The organism is Bacteroides sp. 1001302B_160321_D4, assembly GCF_015667765.1.
GTDB classification, from domain to species: Bacteria; Bacteroidota; Bacteroidia; order Bacteroidales; family Bacteroidaceae; genus Bacteroides; species Bacteroides xylanisolvens.
Map to the genome: position 1 here is coordinate 774 of NZ_JADPLO010000117.1, position 5,409 is coordinate 6,182.

8 protein-coding genes and 1 pseudogene are annotated in these 5,409 nt (G+C 39.5%); 3 read left to right on the forward strand and 6 right to left on the reverse strand.

Annotated features, from left to right (window positions below; genetic code table 11):
• Positions 1-367 precede the first annotated feature (367 nt).
• Both KFO40_RS24910 and KFO40_RS24915 read left to right on the forward strand, forming a co-directional pair.
• Positions 368-565, forward strand: coding sequence for a hypothetical protein (locus KFO40_RS24910; protein WP_007564676.1), 198 nt, complete (start codon positions 368-370; stop codon positions 563-565).
• Between the two features lie 218 nt (positions 566-783).
• Positions 784-945 (forward strand): hypothetical protein, encoded by a 162-nt coding sequence (locus KFO40_RS24915; RefSeq protein WP_005868748.1) that lies wholly within the window; start codon positions 784-786, stop codon positions 943-945.
• Positions 946-1,102: 157 nt separating this feature from the next.
• Here KFO40_RS24915 and KFO40_RS24920 read toward each other — a convergent pair whose 3' ends face one another.
• From KFO40_RS24920 to KFO40_RS24930, 3 genes and pseudogenes are all read right to left on the reverse strand, one after another.
• A complete protein-coding gene (locus tag KFO40_RS24920; RefSeq protein ID WP_005868749.1) occupies positions 1,103-2,380 on the reverse strand; it encodes a type II toxin-antitoxin system HipA family toxin in 1,278 nt (425 codons plus the stop codon).
• Positions 2,377-2,715, reverse strand: coding sequence for a helix-turn-helix domain-containing protein (locus KFO40_RS24925; RefSeq protein ID WP_005868750.1), 339 nt, complete (start codon positions 2,713-2,715; stop codon positions 2,377-2,379). The genes KFO40_RS24920 and KFO40_RS24925 overlap by 4 nt, the downstream gene beginning before the upstream one ends.
• A 169-nt stretch (positions 2,716-2,884) precedes the next feature.
• Positions 2,885-3,220, reverse strand: a pseudogene (locus tag KFO40_RS24930) (single-stranded DNA-binding protein).
• Positions 3,221-3,551: 331 nt separating this feature from the next.
• Here KFO40_RS24930 and KFO40_RS24935 point away from each other — a divergent pair.
• Positions 3,552-3,749 (forward strand): hypothetical protein, encoded by a 198-nt coding sequence (locus tag KFO40_RS24935; protein ID WP_007564664.1) that lies wholly within the window; start codon positions 3,552-3,554, stop codon positions 3,747-3,749.
• A gap of 344 nt (positions 3,750-4,093) precedes the next feature.
• On the opposite strand, the gene KFO40_RS24940 is transcribed toward KFO40_RS24935, so the two are convergent.
• From KFO40_RS24940 to KFO40_RS24950, 3 genes are read right to left on the reverse strand one after another with little or no spacing between them, the layout of a single operon-like run.
• Positions 4,094-4,576 carry a DUF3990 domain-containing protein gene (locus KFO40_RS24940; RefSeq protein ID WP_005868753.1) on the reverse strand — a complete coding sequence of 161 codons (483 nt, stop codon included), beginning with the start codon at positions 4,574-4,576 and terminating at the stop codon, positions 4,094-4,096.
• The gene (locus KFO40_RS24945) at positions 4,573-5,022 is read right to left on the reverse strand and encodes a DUF3791 domain-containing protein (RefSeq protein ID WP_005868755.1); all 450 of its coding nucleotides are present in this window, start codon (positions 5,020-5,022) and stop codon (positions 4,573-4,575) included. Before KFO40_RS24945 ends, KFO40_RS24940 begins: the two co-directional genes overlap by 4 nt.
• Before the next feature lie 13 nt (positions 5,023-5,035).
• Complete coding sequence (locus KFO40_RS24950) at positions 5,036-5,197, reverse strand: hypothetical protein (RefSeq protein WP_007564662.1); 162 nt, start codon at positions 5,195-5,197, stop codon at positions 5,036-5,038.
• Positions 5,198-5,409: the final 212 nt, after the last annotated feature.

The following is a 5,409-nucleotide window of genomic DNA, read 5'->3' on the forward strand; positions in this document are numbered from 1 at the left end:
ACCTGTTACTGCGAATGAATTTTCAATCTTTTTCATATCTCTGATTTTTTAGAAGTTAATTAATCAATTTTACAGTGCAATAACTGATTGTTGGCTTTGGGGGACACCATGAAAAAAGATATAAATACTCTTTTTATGCTGGCCGGAAAAAGGAAGATTTGTAACTTTTTTATTGGTGAAGATGGCAGCAAATAATTCGGGTTAAATACGCTTTTTATGCAAGGCAAAAAAAGGAAGATTTCAGACGAATAACAACGTGGTGTTTGTGAATCGTCCCCTTATCCCCGTAAAAGGGGTTAGCAACAATCTATATTTGCAACGGAAAATGATTTGACTTCCCTAAAAAATGATATGAAAAAGACAAAACTTGAAAATCAGCAACAGGTTTGGAAAGGATGCAAAAAACAACCGGTCAGACAGCAAGCATGGCACATTCCGAAAATATGGTCAGCCGCCTATCGACACACCGGAAGAAACCTCTGCAATTCCTTTTAAAAAAATGAAGCCGAAGAATGAAGCATACAATATTCCACGTATCGAAAAAAGTGACTGCACGATAAAATGAAAGGCTGCAACGGAAGAACAGACTTGCGGATTCTGCGGGGAGAACATAACCATACAGGCATACAGCCACTACAACTGTTTCCGGAAAAAGAAGATTATACAACCGGAAAAACAGAAAGGCATCCACTCGGAGAAAAGCAAGCAAACGATTGAAGCGGACTGCCGATTTAGCGGCGAAATATCCGACTACCTATATACAGCCCTAAAAGGCTGGGGCATATGGGTAAGCAACAGACTGCCGGGCAAATAAAAGGAGAGTGGCATAGCCGCCGGAAAGAGGTTGTCTCGATGTGGCCGAAGCTCCGAAAGCAGACCGGATATGCCTCTCTCCTTTGCCTTCCCCATTCCTGGATTTCACACAATCACGGAGCCTGCGAGTGACTATGAGAAATCCTGAAACGGGGACAGTCACTCCGCTGAAAGGGTGGGTGGGAAACATGTGACTTTCTCCAAAATAACAAATAGGGGTATAAAGATCTCAAAAGAAAAGAAAGCCGTTCCAGAAAAGACTGGAGCAACTATCACCATCTACTGTTCTTTAAGTTAATTGCAGCAAATCCAAATCATCAGTGACCAATCCATCCAATACATGTTGGATTTTATCAAATATAGCCTTATCTATGCCATACGTGGCGCATAACGATTGAAATTTGCTTACAGCATCGAACACCTGTAATATCTTCTTTTCGGGCTCCTCTACAAAATCCTCGGCAAAGTTGACGAAATCACTTGTAGTCAAGGCAGACCTTTTGCCCATCACGCCCATCGAATGAATGTGTGCTGAAGAATTTTCCCATGTATTTGCCGTGAACATTACATCATATGCAGGTGATAAACGCCATACCCCTGCCTTATCCATGATAAACGATATGTTCTTATTATGATCATCGGATATACCTGCGACATAATTAAATACCATTCTGATAAATATCTGATCTTTGTCTTCCTGGGGAAGTTTCAGAGTCTCTGCTATCCAACACAGCTTCATATAATCATCTGCACCCGGCATAATGGCCGCAAGGGTCTGACTAAAGAGCTTTTCTCCATTCTTACGATCAAATCTTTCCGTTACGAAATGATTTCTTCCATCAATTTCTTTCAGGAAGCATGGCATCATGTTGATTCCCGCCGCCTTTGCCATTTCGCTATATACCATTTCTATCTCTGTGGTAGGAGAGTCATCTGCTTCTTTAAATTTGATGATATACTGCTTAAAATTTTCAGGCAAATCCACCTGGCCGGAACGAAACTCTTCCGTTTCGAGATTATAGGCAATCACTGCCTTCGGGCGCATGCCACCGGCAGAAGTTCCAAGATATATCAACTTTTTCATCGTGAGGCTATCCTCCGGTGATATGACAGCAGCATCTCGATCATTATATATTTTAGAAGCCAAAGTTGCCAATGATGACATATTTACTGACTCATGGATGGCATCATCATTAAATTCCGGTTCAAATTCCAATGCTCCCATAGCCCTCTTGCCAATATAAGAGAGCTTCAATAGAGGCAATGATTCCGTAACCTTTATATTATTATCCGTGAGCCATTGGTCAAATAGGGAAGCCCCCCATTTGTCAGGAAGCGCATCTGCAAGAAATTCCGGAAGCCCTTGATATAATTTATCTTTATTCCCATAGAAAGACGCAAACAAAGGGGTTCTCTTAGGGTGTGTGGAAGGGCATATATCATAATCTTGTTTCCTATATTCATCCGTAAATTGGAATACAGAACAATGCTTTTCAAAGTCCCAATTCAATTTGCCAATGCAAGTCCCCCACAGATATACATTCACTATAATCGGCTCTTTCTTCATACCATCTTACGTTTACCGTTAATTCTTTGTATTCTTTTACCTGTTTTTTCATTGATTAGGAAAGGGGAGTCTGGAAGTTCCGGAACCAAACCGACAACGCCTTCAAGAGTTCCACTTATACGCAAAATCTTAAGCAATGTACTTAGGGCAATATCACTTACTTTACAAGATTCTATTCTCTTAATAGTAACGATAGATACTCCTGCCTTATCCGCAAATTCTTGCTGGGAAAAACAGCAGCTAAGTCTTATAGACTTAACTCTCTTGCAGATTTCCTTTACAATACATTCATCTGAAAATTCGTATATTGTATATGTATCATATAATCTTTTCATAGAAAAACATATTTAGGTATCATTTTTGATACAAAAATACCGATAAATCTGAAAATCACCAAATTAAGAAACACTTTTTTTATAATCTTCTGCCGCATTAGCAAACGATTGAAGCGACCTTGTGCCGCTTCAATCGTTTGATTGCTTTTTCTTTTTAGTCCGGGGGTTCTTATTTTTCCGGAGTCGGGTAGAACTTAGTAGCTACCATCACAATGCGGTTACGTTTCTCCCCACTTTTAGAATCCGTCCATTCTTCCGGCTTAAAGTAGCCTTCAACGGTAATCAGTACATCTTTTTGCAGTATCCAAAAAGCATAGCGGTCTTCCATCTTACTCTAGGCTTCAACTTTCATAACAGAGGAAACAAATGTTTTTTCTTCATTTATCTTGCCTATGCGACTGACCACAATAGAGAAGTGTGCAACCTTTACTATTTCGAATAAATGGATTTCTGCATCCCTACAAATCCTGCCTGTTACTGCGAATGAATTTTCAATCTTTTTCATATCTCTGATTTTTTAGAAGTTAATTAATCAATTTTACAGTGCAATAACTGATTGTTGGCTTTGGGGGACACCATGAAAAAAGATATAAATACTCTTTTTATGCTGGCCGGAAAAAGGAAGATTTGTAACTTTTTTATTGGTGAAGATGGCAACGAATAATTCGGGTTAAATACGCTTTTTGTGCAAGGCAAAAAAAGGAAGATTTCAGACGAATAACAACGTGGTGTTTGTGAATCGTCCCCTTATCCCCGTAAAAGGGGTTAGCAACAATCTATATTTGCAACGGAAAATGATTTGACTTCCCTAAAAAATGATATGAAAAAGACAAAACTTGAAAATCAGTAACAGGTTTGGAAAGGATGCAAAAAACAACCGGTTAGACAGCAAGCATGGCACATCCCGAAAAGATGGTCAGCCGCCTATCGACACACCGGAAGAAACATCTGCAATTCCTTTTAAAAAAATGAAGCCGAAGAATGAAGCATATCATATTCCACGTATCGAAAAAAGTGACTGCACGATAAAATGAAAAGCTGCAACGGAAGAACTGACTTGCGGATTCTGCGGGAGAACATAACCACACAGGCATACAGCCACTACACCTGTTTCCAATAAAAGAAGATTACACCACCGGAAAAGCAGAAAGGCTCCACTCGGAGAAAAGCAAGCAAACGATTGAAGCGGACTGCCGATTTGGCAGCGAAATATCCAACTACCTATCTACAGCCCTAAAAGGCTAGGACATATGGGTAAGCAACAGACTGCCGGGCAGTCACTCCGCTGAAAGGGTGGGTGGGAAAAAACTAAGTGGACGCAAAAAACAACCTTACCATTGGGGGATAAACTTCCCCCTATTTTCACTTCACATATTCTTTACCCCACTTCAATTGATTCAACAAACTTCAACAACAAAGCGACTGTTACCGTATGAAATGAAAGCTGATTGAACAACTTATGCGCTTTCAGCATCTCAATAGCGGCTTCAGCCGTAACAACTCTCTGTTCATAAAGCCGAATTGTCGCATATAACTGGTCATTTGCGACAGGCCCCATTATTAGGTCATAGTCACCGTTTTCTCTTCCTCTGCGGTTGTTGACAACAAACTCCAGCCATTCTTTTGTTGCACCCATAAACCGAAGAACCGGATATTCCCTATCAAGAATATCATCGGGAACTTCATAAACAGAGACGATTGCTTTTTCGCTCTGTTCCCTGTTCTTCTTCAACAAAGCCCATTTTTTTGCTTGTTCAAAGTTGGTTGTCGTATAAAATCCCTTCCCAAAGTCCGTAGCCTTCCGTCCTTTCTGTATATTAGGGCGTTTCACGGTAACTGTAGATCCATGAAATAGTCTCATTTTCTTTTATTGATATAAGTCGTTATAGTATCTAATATATATTCGGGGTCTTGGGTATGAAGCATTTCAAAAGTCTCATCCAAAAAATCAAAAACCCCATAGTCCGAAAACAACAACAAGGTTTCTTCCGCACTTTGTTTCTTTTCCTCCCTATAATTCTCAATGCAGAACATCTTGAAAAGCAGGATCTTCGTGTCACCGTTATACCGTCGTTTTTCTTCTGTTTTTTCCTTCTCCAATGTTTCATAAAGCGACAATGTACTTGAATACCATAACTTGGTACTCTTATCCAGCAAAGATTTATACAACTTGGAAGAATATATATAATACAGTGCATCGCCTAAAGGCAATGCCTTTTTCTTCATGACCAGTTCTACCAGCTCTCTCATCACGAATGGGAGCATGGTTGAGTCAAGTTCTCCTTGATTTTTATGAGTAATTTCCATATTCTTGTTGTTATTACTTTAGCATATTTTCGAAAACACCTTCTTCACAGTTCTTTATACACACCTGACACTCGGCCACCACTTCTCTTAATATTCGGGCACATTCTTCATTCGAATGCCCTTGCAGTAATTCATAGGCATATCGCATCAGTTCATTAGCTTCCATTGTTTCCATCCTTATCAATAATATTCAAGTTCATCATTATTTTCTGCAACGACTCCATATTTGGAGTTCCTAACCAACACACACCTATGCAAAAGGTCATATTGTTCTCTGTATCTGAAAAACGCATATTGTTTTACCTTTTACAAACATTGTTGTCCCATTAAAATCTAAAAGAGTTCTTTGAAATATTTGAAATTTAGTTAGTTACAGCGATTTTCCGA